This is a genomic window from Qipengyuania nanhaisediminis (assembly GCF_900115585.1).
GTDB classification, from domain to species: Bacteria; Pseudomonadota; Alphaproteobacteria; order Sphingomonadales; family Sphingomonadaceae; genus Qipengyuania; species Qipengyuania nanhaisediminis.
The window spans coordinates 143,804-161,914 of sequence record NZ_FOWZ01000001.1 but is presented as its reverse complement, the minus strand read 5'-3'; the positions used below and the strand labels follow the sequence as shown (position 1 = coordinate 161,914).

The window sequence follows — 18,111 nt, the reverse complement described above, 5'->3', positions numbered from 1 at the left end:
CTCAAAACGCTCCGAGTACGAGGAGCAACTGCAGGAACAGCGCCAAGATCACGATGATGAATACGGACATCAGCGCGAGCCGCCAGATCGCCGAGAACCGCGAGAGGCCATAAGTGCCCCGCAGGTGCTTGTAGATATGGATCGGCGGTATGAAGATGCTCGCCAATGCCACGATTTCGCTCGAGATGCCGCTAATCCCCGCGATGGTGAGGCCGAGGGTCAGCAGCGTCATGAAGCTAAGCGAATAGGTCACGAAAATGGCGTGATCATATGCCTTGTACTGCCGCTTCCACGCGAACATCAGCCACACGAAGGGTATGGATAGCGGGATCAGCAGCCAGCTGAACTTGTAGAAGTTCGTCTGCAGTTTGTAGAGCATCAGCCCCGGGTTCTTGCGCCACTTTTCGACCGCACCGTCGACCCAGTCGACGCCAGAGCCGCTCACCCGCATGGTAGTGCCGTCGACTTCTTCGAGCGGGATGACCATTTCTCCGTTCTGGATCAATTCGTCGCCCGTGCCTTCCTGCCGCAGGAAAGGCACGTTCTCCTGCGCCTGGCGCAGCGCCGTGATCTGGTCTGTGTATTCCTGTTGCCGTCGCTCGAGAACCTCCCTGCGTCCCGGATCGAGGTCCGGCTCGGCCAGTTCTTCTTCCGTGCTCTCCAGCAGCTTTTCCCGGCGGTCGAGTTCGGTCGCGGTGAATTCGGCCAGCTCTTCGCTATTGTCGCCCGGAATATCGGTCGGTGCGCTGATCCCGGCCAGCTGGAACACGGCGAACATCAGGAAGATCGAGAACAGGAACAGCGCCATGGGCGACACGAAGCGCATGCGCTCCCCGTCGATATAGCGGCGGGTGAGTTCGCCGGGCTTGAAGAACAGCTTGGGCAGCGTGCGCCAGGTCTTGCCGTCGAAATGCAGCGCGCCGTGCATCAAATCGTGCAGGAATGCGCCCATCGTGCGATGGAGATGCGCTTGCTGGCCGCAGGAATGGCAATGAGAACCGATCAGTTCGGTCCCGCAATTGAGGCAGGCATTTTCGGCGAAATGGCCCTTTTGGAGCGGCGTATTGCCCGCGCGTCCCGCGCCGCCGCTGACCACCTTGGCAAAGAGCCCCCCTTCGACGGCCGTCCCCAGACCTTCCCCGATATCGCTCAACCGATCCTCCTGTCGCAGGCGAATCTATGCCTGGATTGCGCGGCCTGCAACGCAAAAGGCCGCCCCGAAGGACGGCCTTTTACCTGATTTCCGAAACTGGAAAGGCGATCAGCCTTCGTAATCGGCACCGATCGAGGTCGAACGGGTCGGGGCCGAAGCGGTGATCCGCAGCGCCTCTGCCGACTGGCTGAGCGAACCGATTTCGTCCATCTCGTCGTCGTCGTCCGGGAGGATCTTCTGCAGGTTGGTCACTGCAGCTTCCCTGAGGTCCTTGGGCTTGACCGTCTGTTCGGCGATTTCGCGCAGGGCGACGACCGGGTTCTTGTCGCGGTCACGCTCGAGAGTGATTTCCGCACCGCCCGAGATTTCACGTGCGCGCTGGGCAGCCAGCAACACGAGATCGAAACGGTTGGGGATCTTGTCTACGCAGTCTTCGACGGTAACGCGCGCCATTGGGCACTCCGATATATTCTAGAGAATCCGGGAAAGAGGGCCAAATAGGTGCACAGGGGCAAAAGGTCAAGAATTTGCGCCTTTCGCACCAGCCGCTAAGGCAGGGGCGATGGGAGCAAGCGAAATGCAGGGCGAGGCCACTCAATTCCGCGATCCGGAGCCGTTCGAGTTCGATGCGGCCGGCCAGCACCTGGCCTTCTATCCGGCCGGTGCCGATCGCCGCGCCGCGTTGTTCGACCTCGTCGAAAGCGCAAAAGAGAAGCTCGACGTGTGCTTCTATATCTTTGCCGAGGACACGGTCAGCACCGAATTTCGCGATGCGCTGGTGGTGGCGGCGAAGCGCGGGGTCGACGTCACGCTTATCGTCGACCGGTTCGGGGCAGATGCTTCGGATCTTTTCCTGCGCCCGCTGATCGATGCAGGCGGCACCTTCCTGGTCTTCTCCGCCAAATGGACGCGTCGCTATCTCATCCGCAACCACCAGAAGCTGGTCGTCGCCGACGGCAAGAGAGCAATGTTCGGCGGCTTCAATATCGCCGACGACTATTTCGCCCCGCCCGAAGAGAACGGCTGGAACGACCTTGGCATCGTGATCGAAGGTTCGGCGGTCGAGGGGCTGAACGATTGGTATGCCAAGCTGCGCTCCTGGACCGAGCGCGAGGAACAGCACGCCCGCGAAATTGCGCGCACGGTGCGCGACTGGGAATGGAAGGAGCCGAACGCGACTTGGCTGGTAGGAGGGCCGACGCGCGGCTTGTCTAGCTGGGCGCGCTGCGTGTCGGACGACCTCGTCGAAGGCGAGCGGCTCGATATGTTCATGGCCTATTTCAGCCCGCCAAAGAAGCTGCTGAAGCACATGGGCCGGATCGCTCAGAAGGGCGAGACGCGGCTGGTGATGGCGGGCAAGTCGGACAATGGCGCCACCATCGGGGCGAGCCGTTCGCTTTATGATTTCCTGCTGTCGAAGCGGGCGAAGATCTGGGAATTTGTGCCGTGCAAGCTGCACACCAAGCTGATCGTGCTGGACGATTCCGTCTATATCGGCAGTGCCAATTTCGACATGCGCAGCCTCTACATCAATCTGGAGCTGGTGCTGAAGATCGACGACGCCGCGCTGGCCGACCGGATGCGACAGTTCGTCAGCGATCACATCGCGGCATCGCAGCAGGTGACGATCCCGCTGCACAAGAAACGCGCGACCTTGTGGAACCGGATCCGCTGGAACCTGAGCTGGCTGCTTGTCTCCGTGGTCGACTACACCGTTACGCGCAGGCTCAACCTCGGCATCTGAGGCCTATTCGTAATCGTCGTAACCGCCCCGCAGTTCGGGGCTGGTGAACTTCGTAAACTCGCTCTGGAACAAGAGCGGCACGTTGCCTGTCGAACCGTGACGCTGCTTGGCGACGATCAGCGTGGCGCGATTGACGAGTTCCAGGTGCCGCGCTTCCCAGTCGGCATATTTCTGGCGCACGTCTTCGCTGCTGGTTTCGTCCGGCGTGTCGGGCTTCAGCGCGTTGTGGTAGTATTCGCCGCGGAAAATGAACCACACCATGTCGGCGTCCTGCTCGATCGAGCCGGATTCGCGAAGGTCGGACAGCTGCGGGCGCTTGTCCTCGCGCTGTTCCACCGCACGGCTGAGCTGTGACAGCGCGATCACGGGCACGTTCAGTTCCTTGGCCAGCGTCTTCAAGCCGCGACTGATTTCCGAGATTTCGTTCACGCGGTTGTCGTTTGCGCGGCCCGAACCCTGCAGCAGCTGCAGGTAGTCGACGATGACGAGGCCGATATCGTGGCGGCGCTTCAGGCGGCGGGCGCGGGTACGCAGGGCGCCGATGGTGAGGCCGGGCGTGTCGTCGATATAGAGCGGGAGCTCGTTCAATTCCTGGCTGGCAAAGGACAGGCGCTGGAATTCCTCGCGGCTCAACTTGCCCGAACGCAGTTTCTCACTGGAAATTTCCGCAGTCTCGGCAAGGATACGCGTGGCCAGCTGGTCCGCGCTCATTTCCAGGCTGAAGAAGGCCGTGCCAGCACCCGGGGATTCGCTGCGGTCGATGCCGATCTTTTCATCGTCCATCAGGCGCCGTGCGGCATTGAAGGCGATGTTCGTCGCAAGCGAGGTCTTGCCCATGCCCGGGCGTCCGGCGAGGATGATAAGGTCGGAATTGTGCAGGCCCGAGGTCTTGTCGTTGACCGTGTCGAGGCCGGTGGTCTTGCCCGAAAAGCGCCCGCCCGAATTGATCGCCGCCTCGACCATCTTCAGCGCGCCGAGCGCCGCGGTGCGGAAATCCTGCGCCTCGTTACCCGAGGTCGCGCCTTCCGCGACCTTGTAGAGATCGGCTTCGGCTTGGCTGATACGGTCCATCGGCGCGACTTCGTCCGAGGTGTCGAGCGCCCCTTCGACGAGGTTGCGGCCCACGTGGACCAGTTCGCGAAGCAGGGCGAGGTCGTAGATCTGTTCGGCCAGCTTGCCGGTTGCCAGCAGGCCCTGTCCATCCTGCGTCAGCTTGGCGAGGTAGGTCACGCCGCCAAGCTGTTTCAGCGCCTCGTCGCTTTCGAAATAGGGCTTCAGCGTCACCGGCGTCGCGATCGAATTGCGATCGAGCAGCTTGTGGATGCGCTCGTAGATGCGCTGGTGCACCGGTTCGTAGAAATGATGCGGCTGGAGCGGGGTATTGAGCTCCTGCACGACCTGGTTGTCGATCAGCACCGCGCCAAGGAATGCGGCCTCCGCCTCGATATTGCTGGGCAGGGTCTGGCCCTGCTTGTCGGGGGTGGAAGTCGAATCATCGGCGGGGAAGAGGAGATCGGTGTCGGCCATGCGCGGCACCATGGTCGAGGGGCTTCGGCTCCACAAGCGGAGCATGTGGCCAAATTGGCCCTGTCGCTTGTGGATAGCGGGGATTATCGCGCAACCCCTTGAATGCATCTGCGCCAGTTGCGAAAGCGTCACTCACGACCATGACCGAATCCGCATCTTCCAACCCCGATCACCGCATCGCGCATATCGATCTCGATGAAGAGACGATCATCTGGCGCAACGCGGATATCGAACAGGAACGCCGGATCGCGATCTTCGACCTGATCGAGGAAAACACCTTCAAGCCGCTGCGCGCAGTGGAGCGCGGGGCGGATGGCCCCTATCACCTGACGCTGGCGGTGCGGGACGGGCGCTTGCTCATGACCATCGCCAACACCGAGGGCGAGATGGTAGAGGAATTGCTGCTGGGCCTGGCGCGTTTCCGCCGCCCGATCCGCGAATATTTCGCCATCTGCGACAGCTATTACCAGGCGATCCGCAAGGCGACCGCGAACGAGATCGAGACGATCGACATGGCCCGGCGCGGGGTGCACAACCAGGCGGCCGAGCTGCTGCTGGAACGGCTGGAGGGCAAGATCGAGACCGATTTTGCCACCGCACGCCGGCTGTTCACGCTGATCTGCGTCCTACACATCAAGGGCTGAGGGCATGGCGCGGCGCAAGAAGAAGCCCGGATCGGGCTGGTTGCTGAAGCTAGTGTTGCTCGCAGCGGTCATCGCAGGCGTCGCGGCGATCTGGCTGTGGAACGAGAAACGCAATTGGCGGCCCGACGAGGACACCTATCCCGACCAGGGCGCGCTGATCGGCGAAGAGGACGAGAACGTCGACTTCGAAGTGCTCGCGGGACTTGGCGCAAGCTTCGTCTATCTCGAAACCAGCAAGGGTGCCCGCGACAAGGATTCAGGCTTTTCGGACAATCTCGTCGCAGCGCGCGAAGCGGGTCTGGAGGTCGGCACGGTGCATGAATTCGACCCGTGCGAGCGGGCGGACGGACAATCGGCCAATTATGTCACCATCGTGCCGCGCGACGAACAATTGCTCCCGCCCGCGATCCGGCTGGCGCGAACCGCCGACGATTGCCCAACACGGGTTTCCGACGCCGCGGTGCAGAGCGAACTGCTGACGCTGGTCAACCAGATCGAAGCGCACGCGGGTGCGCCGGTGGTGCTGGCGCCCAGCCGCGATTTCGAGGAACGCTATCGCCCCGCCGCGCGGCTAGAGCGCGCGCTCTGGCTCGAGGGCGACATGGACGAGCCGGGCTATGCCGGAAGGCCGTGGACGGTCTGGACAGCGAATGCGTCGCATATGACGCAGGCTGCCGATACGCCGCTGCGCTGGCTGGTCGTGCGGCCCTGATCCGGCTAGGTGGTGACGAATGACCGATGACGACCTGATCGCCGCTGCCCGAGAGGCTGCCGCACATTCCTACTCGCCCTATTCCAGTTTCGCGGTCGGTGCCGCGCTGCGCTTTGCCGACGGCAGTGTCGTGACCGGCACCAATATCGAGAATGCGAGCTACGGTCTTGCGCTATGCGCGGAGACCGTCGCGGTATCGAAGGCGATGGCCGACGGGGTGCGCGGCGGGCTGGAAGCGGTCGCGGTGACGGGGCCGGGCGACATGCCGATCACACCCTGCGGTCGCTGCCGCCAGGTGCTGAACGAACTGGCGCAGCTTGGCGGGACCGATCCGCTGATCCTGTGCGTCGGCCCCGATGAAGTGCGCCGCACCACGCTGAGCGCGCTCTTGCCCGACGCCTTCGGTCCGACGAGCCTCGTTTGATCACGCGGCGCAGCGCGATGGGCGGATTTGCCGCCGCTTGCGCCGCGCTGACCGCCTCTCCGCTTGTCGCCGCGCCGATGCGTGTCCGGCCCCCGCGCTTGCAGGCAGGGGACAAGGTGGCACTGGTTGCGCCGGCCAGCGCCGTATCCGATGCCGAGATCGAGCGTGCACGGCACTGGGTGTCCAGCATGGGGCTCGTCCCGCAATTCGGGGCGAATGCCGAGGCCAAGTTCGGCTATCTCGCGGGCACGGATGCGCAGCGCGCAGCGGACCTCAATGCGGCCTTTGCCGACCAGACCATTGCCGGCATCTTCGCTATTCGCGGGGGCTATGGCGCGGCGCGCATCCTGCCTTTGCTCGATTGGCCGACCATCCGCGCCAACCCGAAGCTCTTTATCGGCTATAGCGACAACACCGCCCTCCATCTCGCGATCGCGCGCCAGGCGGGCTTTGCAACGCTCCACGCGCCCAATGCGGCGAGCCCGTGGAGCGAGGCGGCGAGTTGGGAAAGCCTGTGGCGGCTCGCCTTCACGGGCGAAATGCCCGAGCTCGACCTCGCGGCTGACCGCGTTCTGAAACCCGGCAAGCGCGAGGGGCGGCTGCTCGGCGGTAATCTCACCATCCTCTCCACCCTGATGGGGACGGGCCGCCTGCCTGCAATGGAGGGTGCGGTGCTTTTCCTGGAGGACGTGAACGAGGAGCCGTACCGGATCGACCGGATGCTCCAGCAGCTGAAGCTGGCGGGCGTACTCGATAGCGCTGCAGGCATTGTGTTCGGGCGTTGCCGGGCGTGCAGTGTCGACGATCCGGAAGGCGAAAGTTTCACGCTGGACGACGTGCTGGACCAGCATCTCGGCTCGTTGGACTGCCCTGTCGTGACCGGCGCGAATATCGGCCATATTCGCGGCCAGCTCTGCCTGCCGCATGGCGCAAGCGTCGCGTTCGATGCTGATGGCGGGACGTTGACGCCGCTAGAGGCGGTCACCGCCTAGCCGGGCCGGATCAGCTTCCCTTGCAGCGAACCCACCGTGTCCGGCCGTCATATTCGACCTGCCCGTCGTAATAATAACCGACCCGCTTCGTGCGCATCACGAGCAGCGATTTCATCGCATCGGGCGAGGTGAGCTCAAGCCGCATTTCCTTATCGTCGAGCCACCATTGCGGTGCGTGCGAGGCGATGAGCTTGCCGTCCACGCGCAGCCGGTGCCCGACCAGCGGCGCGCCCGGCACATGGCCGAAGCCGAGCGCGATCTCGATTTGCGGACCGGTAGCGGTCTTGCACAGGAACCCGCCCGTCGCCTGCGCGGGGGCGGCGATGGCGGAAAGGCCGATCAGGCCGAGAATGGCGAGGGGCAAGCGCATGGGTATCGTCTACCCTGCGCTCGCTTAACCCAGCATTTCCGATAGCTTACGCCTCGCGCGCTTCCAGCCATTCGAGCAGGCTCGCAAGGCAATCGCGTGCCAGCATCTTACAGCGTTCGGGCGACCAGCCCTGTTCGGGCTCGGGGCTCGCGGGGTTGTCCTTGTAAGGCATTTCCAGCGTCATCGCGATGGCGCCGAAACGCTCTGCGACCTGGTTGGTGCTCATCGACAGGTTCGCCTTGCCGGGAGCGGCCTTGGTATAGCCCTGTTCGGTCTGGAAATCGGGGGTCCGGCGGTCGAGGATCGCCTCGTAGCCGTAGTAGCTGTCGCCCTGCTCATCGGTCCAGCCCGGGATGCCTTCGAAGCCAGCAAGGAAGCTCACCGGAATGGCCTCGTCGCCGTGGACGTCCATCGCGAAATCGACGCCCGTTTCATCCATGCGGTTGCGGATGGCGAGGACTTCGGGGCTCTTTTCCGCGCTGGGATTGTCCCATTCGCGGTTGAGGTTGGTGCCTGCCGCATTGACGCGCAGATTGCCGCGCTTCGACCCGTCGGGATTGCAATTGGGCACGATGTGGAGGCGGCATTTCTCGCGCAGGAGGCGGCCGACACTGTCGCTCGGGTCGGTGAGCACTTCGAGCGCACCTTCCATCCACCATTCGGCCTGCGTTTCGCCGGGATGCTGGCGGGCATAGAGCCAGACCTTGAATTCGCCTTCGCCCATTTCGAGGCAGTCGATCGGCTGGCCGTCGAGCGTGGTGCCAAGGTGCAGGTGATCGACCCCTTCCGAGGCTGCGGCTTCGGACACGAGGTCGTGATGACGCTCTATCGAATAGGGCGCGAAATAGGCGAACCAGGCGATGTCGCTGGCCGGCGTGTAACGGATCGTCAGCGTGCCGCCGTCTTCGTTCTTGTCATAGGACGATGCGGCGCGGCCCCAGTAGTCGCGGTCTTCCGAAACGCAGGCGTCGTAGCCGGGCCAGCCGCCGGGATAGGCGCTGGATTCCAGGTCCGTGATCCTGAGCACCAGTTCGCGGCCCTGCGCACCGCTGACGCGGAAGTGGAACCACTGCTTGAATTCGCTGCTTGTATCGAGCGGAATGGCAAGCTTCGCGCTCGCGCCGTCGATGGAAAGGACTTCGATATTGCCGCTGTCGAAAGCCGCATCGATCCGGATATCGCTCACTTAGGGAACCTCGATTTCTATCGTTTCGCCATTATTGCCGGGAAAATCGCTGAACAGCGCGGCGGCGAGGGTTTGTGCGTTTGCTTGCGCCTGTGCAAGCTCTGAATTGTCGGGAACGCGCAGGTCCGCGCGGCCTTCCCACAGGTTTGCTTGCGAAGCGGCGCTGCGGATCGTGACAGACAGTTCGCTGCCGACCTTGTCGCGCTCTCCGCCGCCAAGATTAATGCCGATGCCGACACCAACGCCCGAGCCATAGGAGCCGGTGCGACCGCCCACGCCGACGCTGACCGGAGAGCGGCGACCCTGCGCGGTGAGGACATAACGCTCGATCCGCACGGTGGCGATCTGGTCCGCCGATGCACGGTCGGTCTCGACATAGCCGAGGCTGCGAAGTTCTTCGGCGACAGCCGATTTGTACGGCATCAGGGCAAGGCTGTTGTCCTCCCCATCTTCCGCGCTGGCGACGAAGATCGTCCCCTGGCCAAGCTGCGAGGCGGTCTCCGGCGCGACGAAGCGCGTCACCTCGACAGGGCCGGGCGTGGTGGCGCAGGCGGACAGGGCGAGGGCCGAAAACAGGGCCAGCGTTGGCGCGATGCGGCAGGTGGTGCGACTCATGGGCGGGGTCTTTCCGATATGGGCGTTAAAGAAAGAAGAACGCGCCAGAACCGCCAAGGCTCCGAGATTGCCCCTCGCGCGATTTCTGCTAGTGGCCGCTGCCATGGATAGGGACGCGAAAGTACCGGTGCTCGTCACCGGCGGTGCAGGATATATCGGAAGCCACGCAGTCTTGGCGTTGCGCGATGCGGGGTGGCCCGTGGCGGTCATCGACAATCTGTCGACCGGCTTCGCCTTTGCCGTGCCTGAGGATGTGCCGCTGTACGAAGGCGATATTGCCGACGCCGTCCTGCTGGAACAGATTTTCCTCGAACAGGGCACCAAGGCGATCATGCATTTCGCCGGATCGGTGGTGGTCCCCGATTCGGTCGAAAACCCGCTCGGCTATTACGAAAACAACACGGTGAAGAGCCGGACCTTGATCGAGGCTGCCGTGCGCGGCGGGGTGGATCATTTCATCTTCTCCTCGACCGCGGCGACCTATGGCACGCCCGAGACATCGCCGGTCACGGAAGACACGCCCAAACAGCCGATCAACCCCTATGGCTGGTCGAAGCTGATGACGGAGCAGATGCTGACCGATGCCAGCGCCGCCCATGGGTTCAATCACTGTGCGCTGCGCTATTTCAACGTTGCCGGTGCCGATCCCCAGGGGCGCACGGGCCAGTCGACCGCGGGTGCCACGCATCTCATCAAGGTCGCCTGCGAGGCGGCCACGGGCAAGCGGGACGGGGTGTCGGTTTTCGGCACCGATTTCGACACGCCGGACGGCACGGGTGTGCGCGACTATATCCATGTCAGCGATCTCGCTGCCGCGCATGTGCTGGCACTGGAAGCGCTAATCGAACGGCCGGACCGTTCGTTGACGATGAATTGCGGCTACGGGCGCGGCTTCTCCGTGCTCGAAGTGTTGGACGCGGTAGACCGGGTGACGAACGTCACGATCGAGCGGCGGATGGAACCGCGCCGCGCTGGCGATCCAGGCGAACTGGTGTCCGACCCGTCGCGCATCAGGGCGACCCTGCCATGGAAGCCGCAATATGCGGACCTCGATCAGATCATTACCCACGCGGTGCAATGGGAACGCAAGCTTGCGGAAATTCGCCGCGAAGCTTGACGAGAATCACCACCGCCGCTAACGGGCGCGCTTGAAATTGGCGCGTCGGGGCACCATCTCCGGCGCGTATTTATTTGTGAAACGAGACTTATCATGAAGATCCGCAACAGCCTCAAGTCGCTCAAGAACCGGCATCGTGACTGCCGCGTGATCCGTCGTCGCGGGCGGACTTACGTCATCAACAAGACCAACCGCCGCTTCAAGGCCCGCCAGGGCTAAGCAGCGATGTGGGGCATCTGCCCCGCAAGCGTCATGAACCGGCCCGGCTCCCGCAAGGGAGTGCGGGCCGTTCGTGTATGGAAGGCGTAAGATGAGCGATAATTCAATCGAGGCAGTCGTATTCGACGTCGGCCGGGTCCTTTACCAGTGGCAGCTTAGCGCCCTGTTCCAAAAGATCGTCGACGATCCAGAGCGGCTGGAGAAGGTGCTGGGCGAAGTCGTGACCGAGGAATGGCATTTCCTCCACGATGCCGGCCGTCCGCTTGCACAGATGGTCCCGGAACGTATCGCGCTCTACCCGGACTTTGCGGAGGAAATCCGCGCCTATGCCACCCGCTTCAACGAGACCATCCCGGGGCCTGTGCCCGGTAGCCATGCGCTGGTGGAACGGCTCGACGAGGCAGGCATGCCGCTGTTCGCGATCACCAATTTCGGCGCGGAATTCTGGGCCGGCTTCCGTCCGCAGGAACGCATCTTCGACCGGTTTCGCGATATCGTGGTCTCGGGCGAGGAGCGTGTCGCCAAGCCCGATCCGGCGATCTTCGCGCTGGCCGAACGGCGCTTCGGCCTGCCTGCCGCCTCCATGCTCTTCATCGACGACAACCCGGTCAATATCGAGGCGGCGCGCAACTGCGGGTGGCAGGTGCATCACTTCACCGAGGCTCGCCTGCTCGAGAACGATCTGAACGAGCGCGGACTGATCTGAACAAAAAAGGCCCCGGCACGAATGCCGGAGCCCTTGAGTTCCACCCTGATGGAGAGGGGGTGGGGGATATGATCGTGCGCGGGATCAGCCGTTGCACTTCGCCAGCTTGTCGGCGTCCAGCTCTTCACCCTTGGCGGTGAACGACTTCACTTCGCCGAGGTCGCGCTTGAGGTCGCGGCAAATGCGGACCGGGCGCGAAGTGCCCTTGCGAGCAACGCAGCTCGTGTCCGAGCAGATCCATGCAACGCCGCCTGCAACCGTGGTGCGTTCTGCAGCAGGCTGGGCGAGTTCGGCGGTGTAATACGGTGCTTCGCTGCGTGCTTCGGCAGCGGTGGGGGTGGTGAGGGCGCCGAAGGTGAGAGCGGTGTAGGCGAAAGCCGACACGAACACGCTGATCTTGGCGCTACGATCGAGGGAGAGGGTCATCGTTCATTCCTTCAGTGCATTGCATTTTTCTCAACTGGCCGTGCGAAAAATGCAATGTAGGTTTCAATTTGCAACCAGTTGCGAATCACCACCTAGATAATTAGGTTGCGCGATGCAACCCATTTTTCAAAGAATTTGGCTTTGCGGCGAAAAGCGGTAAATAGGTTGCACGAGAGGGACTGAATTTATGGGCGATATCCGCGAACCACTACGCGAACTGACAGAATGCGGCCTGCCGCAGGCACTCGAGGTCATGGGCGAACGCTGGAGTTTCATGATCCTGCGCGCCAGTTTCAACGGCCTGCATCACTTCGAGGAATTCCTCAGTGAGCTGGGCATTGCGCGCAACATCCTGTCGAACCGCCTCGCCAAGCTGGTCGAACACGGGATCCTCAAGCGCGATCCCTGCCCGGACGACCGGCGCAAGATTGAGTATCGCCTGACCGACAAGGGCTTCGACCTGCTGCCGGCCATGGTGGCATTGCGCCAGTGGGGCCAGAAATACGGCGGCGAGATCGTCGAGAACCCCGTACTGGTGGACGAAATCGACCGCCTGCCGATCGGGCCCACCTCGATCCTCAGCCATGACGGACGTATCCTCGGCCCGGCCGATCTTGCCCTGGTGGAGCGCAAGAACCTCGGCGTGCGCGCCGACGGCTCGACCGCCAGCCCGGTCATGACGCTCAAGAACGGCTCGGTGGTGGACATCGCCACTGCGCGCAAGGCCAAGGACGCCGCCTGAGCGATTTCGTCGAACGCACCGACGACGGGCGCTACATCATCGTGCGCGGCAGGCTGTGGCGCGCCTCTAATCCCCATTTGCCGGAAACCGAGCGAGCGCGTCTCGTCGCACAGCTCATGGATGCGCGCCGTGCGGTCGGTGCGGCGCTGCGCGATAAGGACGCAGCGGCAGAGCGAGCCGCCCGCCAGCAGGTGCATGAAGCCAAGGTGGCGCTGGGCGAACGCGGGCCCGTGTGGTGGGACGATGGCGCGCCCGATTACAATCGCCACCTGGTGAAGAACACGCCTTACGCGCAAAAGTGACGTCACTTTCCAAGGTGGCTCCGTGACGTCATCGTTAAAACGATCTCAACGCCTTGCTGTCATCGCGGTGGCTGCACACGGGATTCATTCCCCAACAAGCCGGGCCATAATGTGATCGAAATCGAAGTTCAGAACGAGACCCACCAGTCGGTCTTCCGGATCAAGACCGTGGCGGTGCCGCGCATCGGCGAAGGCATCCGGCTGCGCGAGCCGAGCGGATCGTGGGCGTCCTACGACATCCTCGACGTATGGTACCAGCAGGCCGATTTCGGCGAGGTCTGGATGCCCTACATCCATGTCCGGATGACGCCGGACGAACTGAAAGCGGTCGAGATGGCAAAGTCGAACCCCATGGTCGACAAGGCGCAGGCCGTCCCGATCGAGGATTTCCTGAAAAAGTTCGAAGGCGATGCAGAGCACGAGCCGACCAGGCTCAACCTCGATATGTCCGACAGCTGAGGATCAGGGTTCGTCGACTTCGGGTTCGAACGGCTGCGGGTCTGCAATCCGGCCGACGAACAGGATCGCACCTTGCTCGAGATCCCGCAACACGACCATGAAAGGCCGGTCGGCGCGGAACCGTCGCGGCTCCTTGGGCAGGATGCGCGCGCTGGTCGTGATGATCGAGATGGTCGTCACTGCCGCTGCCTTGGTGCCCTCGTCATAGACCTGCAGCTTGGTGAGGTGGCGAACGTCGCTCACCACCACGGGCGGCTGGCCCGGTTCTACCATGGCCGAGAAATCGGCCTCGCCTTTCGTGAAAGGTAACGTGAGACCGATCGCCTTGAGCGGTGCGACCAGGCTTTGCGAATAATCGGTTTCGAACTGGGGTATCTCGACTTCGACGAGGTCGGGCTTTGCCTTTGAGAGGTCGCCGGCAAAGGATTCCAGCAATTGCGCGGATGCGGCCCGCTCCATCACCTCGCGATTGCGCGGCATCACGATGTCCATGGCATAGCGTTCGTTGCGATAGGGCAGGCGGATCGCTTCCCAGTCGCCCCTGCTGGCATAAGCCACATCGAACGTCTGCCCGACGAAAGTGAAGGGCTCTTTTGCGCCGTTACCGAACAGGAAGGGATGCTGTTTGCGATACAGCAGCTTCGTCTTCCACAGCCCCTCGAAATAAAGGGCGTTGGCAAGCACCGCGATCATGGATTCGTCGATCGCCGGAGGAGAGATCACTTCGGGAATCAGCCCCCGCGTCGCCTTGTCGGCCCAGTCATTGATCGTTTTGGCCGAAGCGACGGCGTTGGAATAATCGACCGCAATGGCAGCAGCATCATAGGCCCGCCGCGTGCGACTGACGTAGCTGTCGCGGAACCGGAAGTCCCGGTCCAGGAACAGGGCGTTGGCCACGCTGACCTCGACGTCCTTCTCGTCGCTCGCATAGCCGAGCGGGTCGGCAGGCGGCGGCAGGATGCGGCCGATCTGGGCGCGGGTATCGCCGCCCGACCCTTCGTAAAGGAGCCCGAATGCAAGGTTTATGCTGGCAGGAGAGAAGACCACGTTCTCTTCGGGTCCGGCCTCTGCATCCAGCACCGGGAGGAGCGCCATGGCACCATCGCGCTGCTCGGTGACGGTTGCGGGTTCCTCTGCACCCGAATTTTCCGCTGGAGCCGTTGTGCAACCGGCCATCAAGGCGACAATGGCTGTAGAAAGAAGCGTCTTCGACCCGGCAGCAAGCATTGCATTTCTCCTTCCGATAGAAGGAGATAACGCATCAAGCGCGTGGAGGTTGCCGCCGGTAGCTCAATGCCTCCGCCACATGGATCCGCCCGACCTGCTCCGCACCTGCGAGGTCCGCAATCGTGCGCGCGACGCGGAGCATGCGCGTATAGGCGCGTGCAGACAAGCGCATGGCCGTTGCCGCCTGCAACAACAGAGCTCGCCCGTCCTCGTCCGGCGCGGCGAAACGGTCGAGCGCGTCGCCCTGCAATTCCGCATTGGTGCGCACGCCGGTTTCCTCCTTGCGCGCGGTCTGGCGCTGGCGGACGGCTGCCACCCGCGCTGCGACTTCGGCGCTACCTTCTGCCGGAGGCGGCAGGGCGAGATCGGCAGCGCTGACGGGATCGACCTCTACATGCAGGTCTATGCGGTCGAGCATGGGTCCCGAAACCTTGCTCTGGTAGTCGGCGGCGCATTTGGGTGCGCGCGAGCAGGCAAGGGCCGGATCGCCCAGGTGTCCGCAGCGGCACGGGTTCATCGCCGCGATCAGCTGGACATTGGCGGGGAAGGTGACGTGGGCATTGGCGCGCGCGACATCGACTTTGTTCGTCTCCAGCGGCTGGCGCAGCGAATCGAGCACTGCCCGCTGGAATTCCGGCAGTTCGTCGAGGAAGAGCACGCCGAGATGCGCCAGGCTGACCTCGCCCGGCTTCACCCGCAATCCGCCCCCGGTCAGTGCCGCCATGCTCGCCGAATGGTGCGGCGCGCGGAACGGGCGCGCCCGGCTGATGCGCCCTTCTTCGAGGATGCCGGCCACCGATTGCACCATGCTCACTTCCAGCGCCTCTGCCGGGGTCAGTTCGGGCAATATGCCGGGAAGGCAGCTCGCCATCAGCGATTTGCCAGCCCCGGGCGGGCCGACCATCAGCAGATTGTGCCCGCCCGCCGCAGCGATCTCCAGCGCGCGCTTGGCGGTTTCCTGACCCTTGACCTGCTTGAGATCGGTGAAGGGCGCGGGCTCTTCGACAAGGCCGCGATCGGGTTCGGCAAGCTGGGCGGTGCCCTTCAAATGGTTGAGCAGGCTGACGAGGTCGGGTGCGGCAAGGACCGGCACCTCGCTCGCCCATTTCGCCTCGGCCCCTTGCGCTGCGGGACAGATGAGGCCCTTTTCCGCCTCGCTTGCATGGAGCGCTGCCAACAGGACGCCGGGCGACGGCGCGACGCGCCCGTCGAGCGCCAGTTCGCCCACCACGACCCAGTCCTCCAGCTGCTCGGCATCGGTAATGCCCATCGCCGCCAGCACGGCGAGCGCCACGGGCAGGTCGTAATGCGAGCCTTCCTTGGGCAGGTCGGCCGGCGAAAGGTTGATCGTGATCCGCTTGGGCGGCAGCGCGAGGCCCATCGAGGCAAGCGCCGCGCGCACGCGCTCCTTGCTTTCGCCGACCGCCTTGTCGGCCAGACCCACGATATTGAAGTTGGGAAGGCCCGGCGCGAGGGAGCATTGCACCTCCACGCTGCGCGCCTCCAGCCCGAGATAGGCCACCGTCCGGACCAATGCGACCACGCTTAACCCCCGCCTGAGTATTCGTCCCCAGGCACTGGCAAGAAAGCCTTTGATTGTCGAGGCTTGCACGCGAAAAGGGGTGGGGAAGAGGTGCGGTTAACCCGGTGTTGACCATGACCCTTGGCAGGTCGGAAAGGCAGCCGGGCGCATTGGGTGGCCCATGCTTCGCGCGGCCCTCCTTCTGCTTGCCATGCTTGCCTCTGGATTTGCCTCCCCTGTTGTGGCGCAGTCGTTGGGCCTCGTGAAGCTGCCAGCTGCCTTCGTCGGGCAGCCGTCCGTATATGAGGCGCCCGTGAGCGCCATCGCTGAGGCCGCGCCGCACAAGGCCGCCGTCAGTGCGGACACGCCTGTCCTAGCACCGCCGCCGCCCGCGGCCACCACGCGCTTCGTGCCGCGTCCCGTGCCGCAGCCACAGGCAATCACGGCAAAACCCTTTTCCGCCGTCGCGCATCGCCTGCCGTCGATCGACACCAGCGCGCGCAGCTATGCGGGCGGCATCGCGCAATATGGACCTTTTCGCGTGATCGACGAGAACCGCGTCGCGCTTATGGGCGAGACCGACCGCGAGAGCCCGCGCTGGTTTCGCGTCATGCTGCGCAACCATCCCGGCCTTTCGCAGATCGACATGGTCGAATGCCCCGGGACGCGGGACGATATCGCCAATCTGAAGCTTGGCCGGATGATCCGTTCCGCCGGCCTTTCGACCTACGTTCCGCGGCGCGGTTCGGTGCGCTCGGGCGCGGTCGAGCTGTTCCTGGCGGGCGCGGTGCGCGAAATCGCGGAAGGCGCCGAATTCGCAGTGCACAGCTGGATGGACGAACAGGGGCGGGAAGCGCACGAATTTGCCATGGATGCGCCGCAGAACCGCCGCTATCTGAGCTATTATCGCGAGATGGGCATGAGCGAGCGTGACGCGCGCGCATTCTACAGCTTCACCAACTCGGTTCCGCATAGCGAGGCACGCTGGCTGGGTGCCCGCGAAATGCGGCGCTGGATCGGCGGCGCACCGCGTCCTGCGCAGATTGCCCATGCCGCGTTTTGAACGCCTCGAAGGACTTGACCGAAACCAAGCTTTGGCCTAAGCGCCCCTCCACCAATGCGGTCGCCGGAAGCGGCGGCCCTTTTTGTTGGCGCGATTCGCCTCTTCGCGTGTTGCCCGACGAACAACGAATTTTTTGAAGGACCATCCGATGAAGCGGACTTTCCAGCCCTCGAACCTCGTGCGCGCCCGTCGCCACGGTTTCTTTGCGCGCAAGGCTACCCCGGGTGGCCGCAAGGTGCTTCGCGCTCGCCGCAACCGCGGTCGCAAGAACCTCTGCGCGTAATCGCATGACCTGCCGCACCCCGGTGCGGACAGGATCGCGATAATCAAACGGGCTCCCATCGGGGGCCCGTTTTGCGTATCTGCTACCCATGCCCAACGGCCTTTCCGTCATCCGCAAGCGCAGCGACTTCCTCGCTGCCAACCGTGGGCTGCGCAATGCCAAGCCCGGTTTCGTGCTGCTGACGCGGCCGAACGAGGGCAAGGGCAAGCGCTATGGCATTACCGTCACCAAGAAGGTCGGCAATGCGGTGGTCCGCAATCGCATAAAGCGCCGGTTTCGCGAATTGCTCTGGGCCGCGCTGCCGGCACACGGCCTTGCCGATCACGACCACATCCTGATCGGCCGCGACGGTTCGATCGAGCGCGATTTCGCCGCGATGACACAGGAACTCGAGGCAGCGTTGTCGAGAGCGAGCGAAGGCAAGGGCGACCGCGCCCGCGGCCCCCGCAAACGCCGGAGCCCGCGCACATGAAGTATCCGCTGATCTGGATCGCGCGCGCCTGGCAGCTCGGCCCCAGCCGCATCCTTCCCCCGACGTGCCGCTTCACCCCCTCTTGCAGCCAGTACGCGATCGAGGCGCTGCAAAAATATGGGGCGATCAAGGGTGGATGGTTGGCCCTCAAGCGGCTATTGCGCTGCCAGCCATGGGGGGGCTGCGGGCACGACCCAGTACCGTAA

At 63.7% G+C, this 18,111-nt stretch carries 24 protein-coding genes; 15 read left to right on the top strand and 9 right to left on the bottom strand.

Going from position 1 to position 18,111, the window contains the following annotated elements:
* Position 1: 1 nt before the first annotated feature.
* Complete coding sequence (locus tag BM173_RS00880) at positions 2-1,153, bottom strand: DUF3667 domain-containing protein (RefSeq protein WP_090476451.1); 1,152 nt, start codon at positions 1,151-1,153, stop codon at positions 2-4.
* 108 nt (positions 1,154-1,261) lie between these two features.
* A complete protein-coding gene (rpoZ, locus tag BM173_RS00875) occupies positions 1,262-1,606 on the bottom strand; it encodes a DNA-directed RNA polymerase subunit omega (protein WP_090476450.1) in 345 nt (114 codons plus the stop codon).
* A gap of 109 nt (positions 1,607-1,715) precedes the next feature.
* Between rpoZ and BM173_RS00870 the strand changes: the two genes are divergently transcribed.
* Positions 1,716-2,897, top strand: a complete 1,182-nt coding sequence (locus tag BM173_RS00870) for a phospholipase D-like domain-containing protein (protein ID WP_090476448.1) — start codon at positions 1,716-1,718, stop codon at positions 2,895-2,897.
* Positions 2,898-2,900: 3 nt separating this feature from the next.
* Here BM173_RS00870 and BM173_RS00865 read toward each other — a convergent pair whose 3' ends face one another.
* On the bottom strand, positions 2,901-4,424 hold the full coding sequence (locus tag BM173_RS00865; protein ID WP_177201767.1) for a replicative DNA helicase: 1,524 nt from the start codon (positions 4,422-4,424) through the stop codon (positions 2,901-2,903).
* 140 nt (positions 4,425-4,564) lie between these two features.
* Here BM173_RS00865 and BM173_RS00860 point away from each other — a divergent pair, with 140 nt between their 5' ends.
* From BM173_RS00860 to BM173_RS00845, 4 genes are read left to right on the top strand one after another with little or no spacing between them, the layout of a single operon-like run.
* Positions 4,565-5,068 (top strand): UPF0262 family protein, encoded by a 504-nt coding sequence (locus BM173_RS00860; RefSeq protein ID WP_090476444.1) that lies wholly within the window; start codon positions 4,565-4,567, stop codon positions 5,066-5,068.
* 4 nt (positions 5,069-5,072) lie between these two features.
* The gene (locus BM173_RS00855) at positions 5,073-5,780 is read left to right on the top strand and encodes a glycoside hydrolase family 25 protein (RefSeq protein ID WP_090476441.1); all 708 of its coding nucleotides are present in this window, start codon (positions 5,073-5,075) and stop codon (positions 5,778-5,780) included.
* 19 nt (positions 5,781-5,799) lie between these two features.
* Positions 5,800-6,204, top strand: coding sequence for a cytidine deaminase (locus tag BM173_RS00850; RefSeq protein WP_090476439.1), 405 nt, complete (start codon positions 5,800-5,802; stop codon positions 6,202-6,204).
* Entirely contained in the window at positions 6,201-7,196 is a 996-nt protein-coding gene (locus tag BM173_RS00845; RefSeq protein ID WP_090476437.1) for a S66 peptidase family protein, read from the top strand. Before BM173_RS00850 ends, BM173_RS00845 begins: the two co-directional genes overlap by 4 nt.
* A 10-nt stretch (positions 7,197-7,206) precedes the next feature.
* Here BM173_RS00845 and BM173_RS00840 read toward each other — a convergent pair whose 3' ends face one another.
* The 3 genes from BM173_RS00840 to BM173_RS00830 are packed head-to-tail and all read right to left on the bottom strand — an operon-like array spanning position 7,207 to position 9,367.
* Positions 7,207-7,566 carry a hypothetical protein gene (locus BM173_RS00840; protein WP_090476435.1) on the bottom strand — a complete coding sequence of 120 codons (360 nt, stop codon included), beginning with the start codon at positions 7,564-7,566 and terminating at the stop codon, positions 7,207-7,209.
* 46 nt (positions 7,567-7,612) lie between these two features.
* Entirely contained in the window at positions 7,613-8,752 is a 1,140-nt protein-coding gene (locus tag BM173_RS00835; protein WP_090476434.1) for a M14 family metallopeptidase, read from the bottom strand.
* Positions 8,753-9,367: a DUF4136 domain-containing protein gene (locus BM173_RS00830; protein ID WP_090476432.1), complete on the bottom strand. Its 615-nt coding sequence runs from the start codon at positions 9,365-9,367 to the stop codon at positions 8,753-8,755. It lies immediately after the preceding gene.
* A gap of 103 nt (positions 9,368-9,470) precedes the next feature.
* Here BM173_RS00830 and galE point away from each other — a divergent pair, with 103 nt between their 5' ends.
* From galE to BM173_RS00815, 3 genes are all read left to right on the top strand, one after another.
* Positions 9,471-10,484 (top strand): UDP-glucose 4-epimerase GalE, encoded by a 1,014-nt coding sequence (gene galE / locus BM173_RS00825; protein ID WP_090476430.1) that lies wholly within the window; start codon positions 9,471-9,473, stop codon positions 10,482-10,484.
* A gap of 93 nt (positions 10,485-10,577) precedes the next feature.
* Positions 10,578-10,703, top strand: coding sequence for a type B 50S ribosomal protein L36 (gene ykgO, locus BM173_RS00820; RefSeq protein ID WP_007165381.1), 126 nt, complete (start codon positions 10,578-10,580; stop codon positions 10,701-10,703).
* A gap of 91 nt (positions 10,704-10,794) precedes the next feature.
* Entirely contained in the window at positions 10,795-11,409 is a 615-nt protein-coding gene (locus tag BM173_RS00815) for an HAD family hydrolase (protein WP_090476428.1), read from the top strand.
* Between the two features lie 84 nt (positions 11,410-11,493).
* Here the strand turns inward: BM173_RS00815 and BM173_RS00810 are convergent, their stop codons facing one another.
* On the bottom strand, positions 11,494-11,835 hold the full coding sequence (locus BM173_RS00810; protein ID WP_090476425.1) for a CC_3452 family protein: 342 nt from the start codon (positions 11,833-11,835) through the stop codon (positions 11,494-11,496).
* 187 nt (positions 11,836-12,022) lie between these two features.
* On the opposite strand from BM173_RS00810, the gene BM173_RS00805 reads away from it, so the two are divergent.
* From BM173_RS00805 to BM173_RS14720, 3 genes are all read left to right on the top strand, one after another.
* Positions 12,023-12,577 carry a winged helix-turn-helix transcriptional regulator gene (locus tag BM173_RS00805; protein WP_090476423.1) on the top strand — a complete coding sequence of 185 codons (555 nt, stop codon included), beginning with the start codon at positions 12,023-12,025 and terminating at the stop codon, positions 12,575-12,577.
* A gap of 41 nt (positions 12,578-12,618) precedes the next feature.
* Positions 12,619-12,879, top strand: coding sequence for a hypothetical protein (locus BM173_RS00800; RefSeq protein ID WP_245755714.1), 261 nt, complete (start codon positions 12,619-12,621; stop codon positions 12,877-12,879).
* Between the two features lie 111 nt (positions 12,880-12,990).
* Positions 12,991-13,338 carry a hypothetical protein gene (locus BM173_RS14720; RefSeq protein ID WP_245755713.1) on the top strand — a complete coding sequence of 116 codons (348 nt, stop codon included), beginning with the start codon at positions 12,991-12,993 and terminating at the stop codon, positions 13,336-13,338.
* A 3-nt stretch (positions 13,339-13,341) separates the two neighbouring features.
* On the opposite strand, the gene BM173_RS00790 is transcribed toward BM173_RS14720, so the two are convergent.
* Positions 13,342-14,565: a serpin family protein gene (locus BM173_RS00790; protein WP_090476419.1), complete on the bottom strand. Its 1,224-nt coding sequence runs from the start codon at positions 14,563-14,565 to the stop codon at positions 13,342-13,344.
* Between the two features lie 34 nt (positions 14,566-14,599).
* Complete coding sequence (locus BM173_RS00785; RefSeq protein WP_090476417.1) at positions 14,600-16,108, bottom strand: YifB family Mg chelatase-like AAA ATPase; 1,509 nt, start codon at positions 16,106-16,108, stop codon at positions 14,600-14,602.
* 292 nt (positions 16,109-16,400) lie between these two features.
* Here BM173_RS00785 and BM173_RS00780 point away from each other — a divergent pair, with 292 nt between their 5' ends.
* From BM173_RS00780 to yidD, 4 genes are all read left to right on the top strand, one after another.
* Positions 16,401-17,150, top strand: coding sequence for an alpha/beta hydrolase (locus BM173_RS00780; protein ID WP_143089542.1), 750 nt, complete (start codon positions 16,401-16,403; stop codon positions 17,148-17,150).
* Between the two features lie 148 nt (positions 17,151-17,298).
* Positions 17,299-17,433: a 50S ribosomal protein L34 gene (rpmH, locus tag BM173_RS00775; protein WP_090478272.1), complete on the top strand. Its 135-nt coding sequence runs from the start codon at positions 17,299-17,301 to the stop codon at positions 17,431-17,433.
* A gap of 88 nt (positions 17,434-17,521) precedes the next feature.
* Entirely contained in the window at positions 17,522-17,905 is a 384-nt protein-coding gene (rnpA, locus tag BM173_RS00770) for a ribonuclease P protein component (protein WP_090476413.1), read from the top strand.
* On the top strand, positions 17,902-18,111 hold the full coding sequence (gene yidD / locus BM173_RS00765; RefSeq protein ID WP_090476411.1) for a membrane protein insertion efficiency factor YidD: 210 nt from the start codon (positions 17,902-17,904) through the stop codon (positions 18,109-18,111). Before rnpA ends, yidD begins: the two co-directional genes overlap by 4 nt.

Bases quoted from the DNA above. Each gene is read 5' to 3' on its own strand.
- BM173_RS00830 (WP_090476432.1), bottom strand. From the start codon at position 9,367: ATGAGTCGCACCACCTGCCGCATCGCGCCAACGCTGGCCCTGTTTTCG.
- BM173_RS00810 (WP_090476425.1), bottom strand. From the start codon at position 11,835: ATGACCCTCTCCCTCGATCGTAGCGCCAAGATCAGCGTGTTCGTGTCG.
- BM173_RS00870 (WP_090476448.1), top strand. From the start codon at position 1,716: ATGGGAGCAAGCGAAATGCAGGGCGAGGCCACTCAATTCCGCGATCCG.
- BM173_RS00850 (WP_090476439.1), top strand. From the start codon at position 5,800: ATGACCGATGACGACCTGATCGCCGCTGCCCGAGAGGCTGCCGCACAT.
- BM173_RS00790 (WP_090476419.1), bottom strand. From the start codon at position 14,565: ATGCTTGCTGCCGGGTCGAAGACGCTTCTTTCTACAGCCATTGTCGCC.
- galE (WP_090476430.1), top strand. From the start codon at position 9,471: ATGGATAGGGACGCGAAAGTACCGGTGCTCGTCACCGGCGGTGCAGGA.
- rpoZ (WP_090476450.1), bottom strand. From the start codon at position 1,606: ATGGCGCGCGTTACCGTCGAAGACTGCGTAGACAAGATCCCCAACCGT.
- rpmH (WP_090478272.1), top strand. From the start codon at position 17,299: ATGAAGCGGACTTTCCAGCCCTCGAACCTCGTGCGCGCCCGTCGCCAC.
- rnpA (WP_090476413.1), top strand. From the start codon at position 17,522: ATGCCCAACGGCCTTTCCGTCATCCGCAAGCGCAGCGACTTCCTCGCT.
- BM173_RS00805 (WP_090476423.1), top strand. From the start codon at position 12,023: ATGGGCGATATCCGCGAACCACTACGCGAACTGACAGAATGCGGCCTG.
- BM173_RS00840 (WP_090476435.1), bottom strand. From the start codon at position 7,566: ATGCGCTTGCCCCTCGCCATTCTCGGCCTGATCGGCCTTTCCGCCATC.
- BM173_RS00815 (WP_090476428.1), top strand. From the start codon at position 10,795: ATGAGCGATAATTCAATCGAGGCAGTCGTATTCGACGTCGGCCGGGTC.
- BM173_RS00855 (WP_090476441.1), top strand. From the start codon at position 5,073: ATGGCGCGGCGCAAGAAGAAGCCCGGATCGGGCTGGTTGCTGAAGCTA.
- BM173_RS00860 (WP_090476444.1), top strand. From the start codon at position 4,565: ATGACCGAATCCGCATCTTCCAACCCCGATCACCGCATCGCGCATATC.
- BM173_RS00865 (WP_177201767.1), bottom strand. From the start codon at position 4,424: ATGGCCGACACCGATCTCCTCTTCCCCGCCGATGATTCGACTTCCACC.
- yidD (WP_090476411.1), top strand. From the start codon at position 17,902: ATGAAGTATCCGCTGATCTGGATCGCGCGCGCCTGGCAGCTCGGCCCC.
- ykgO (WP_007165381.1), top strand. From the start codon at position 10,578: ATGAAGATCCGCAACAGCCTCAAGTCGCTCAAGAACCGGCATCGTGAC.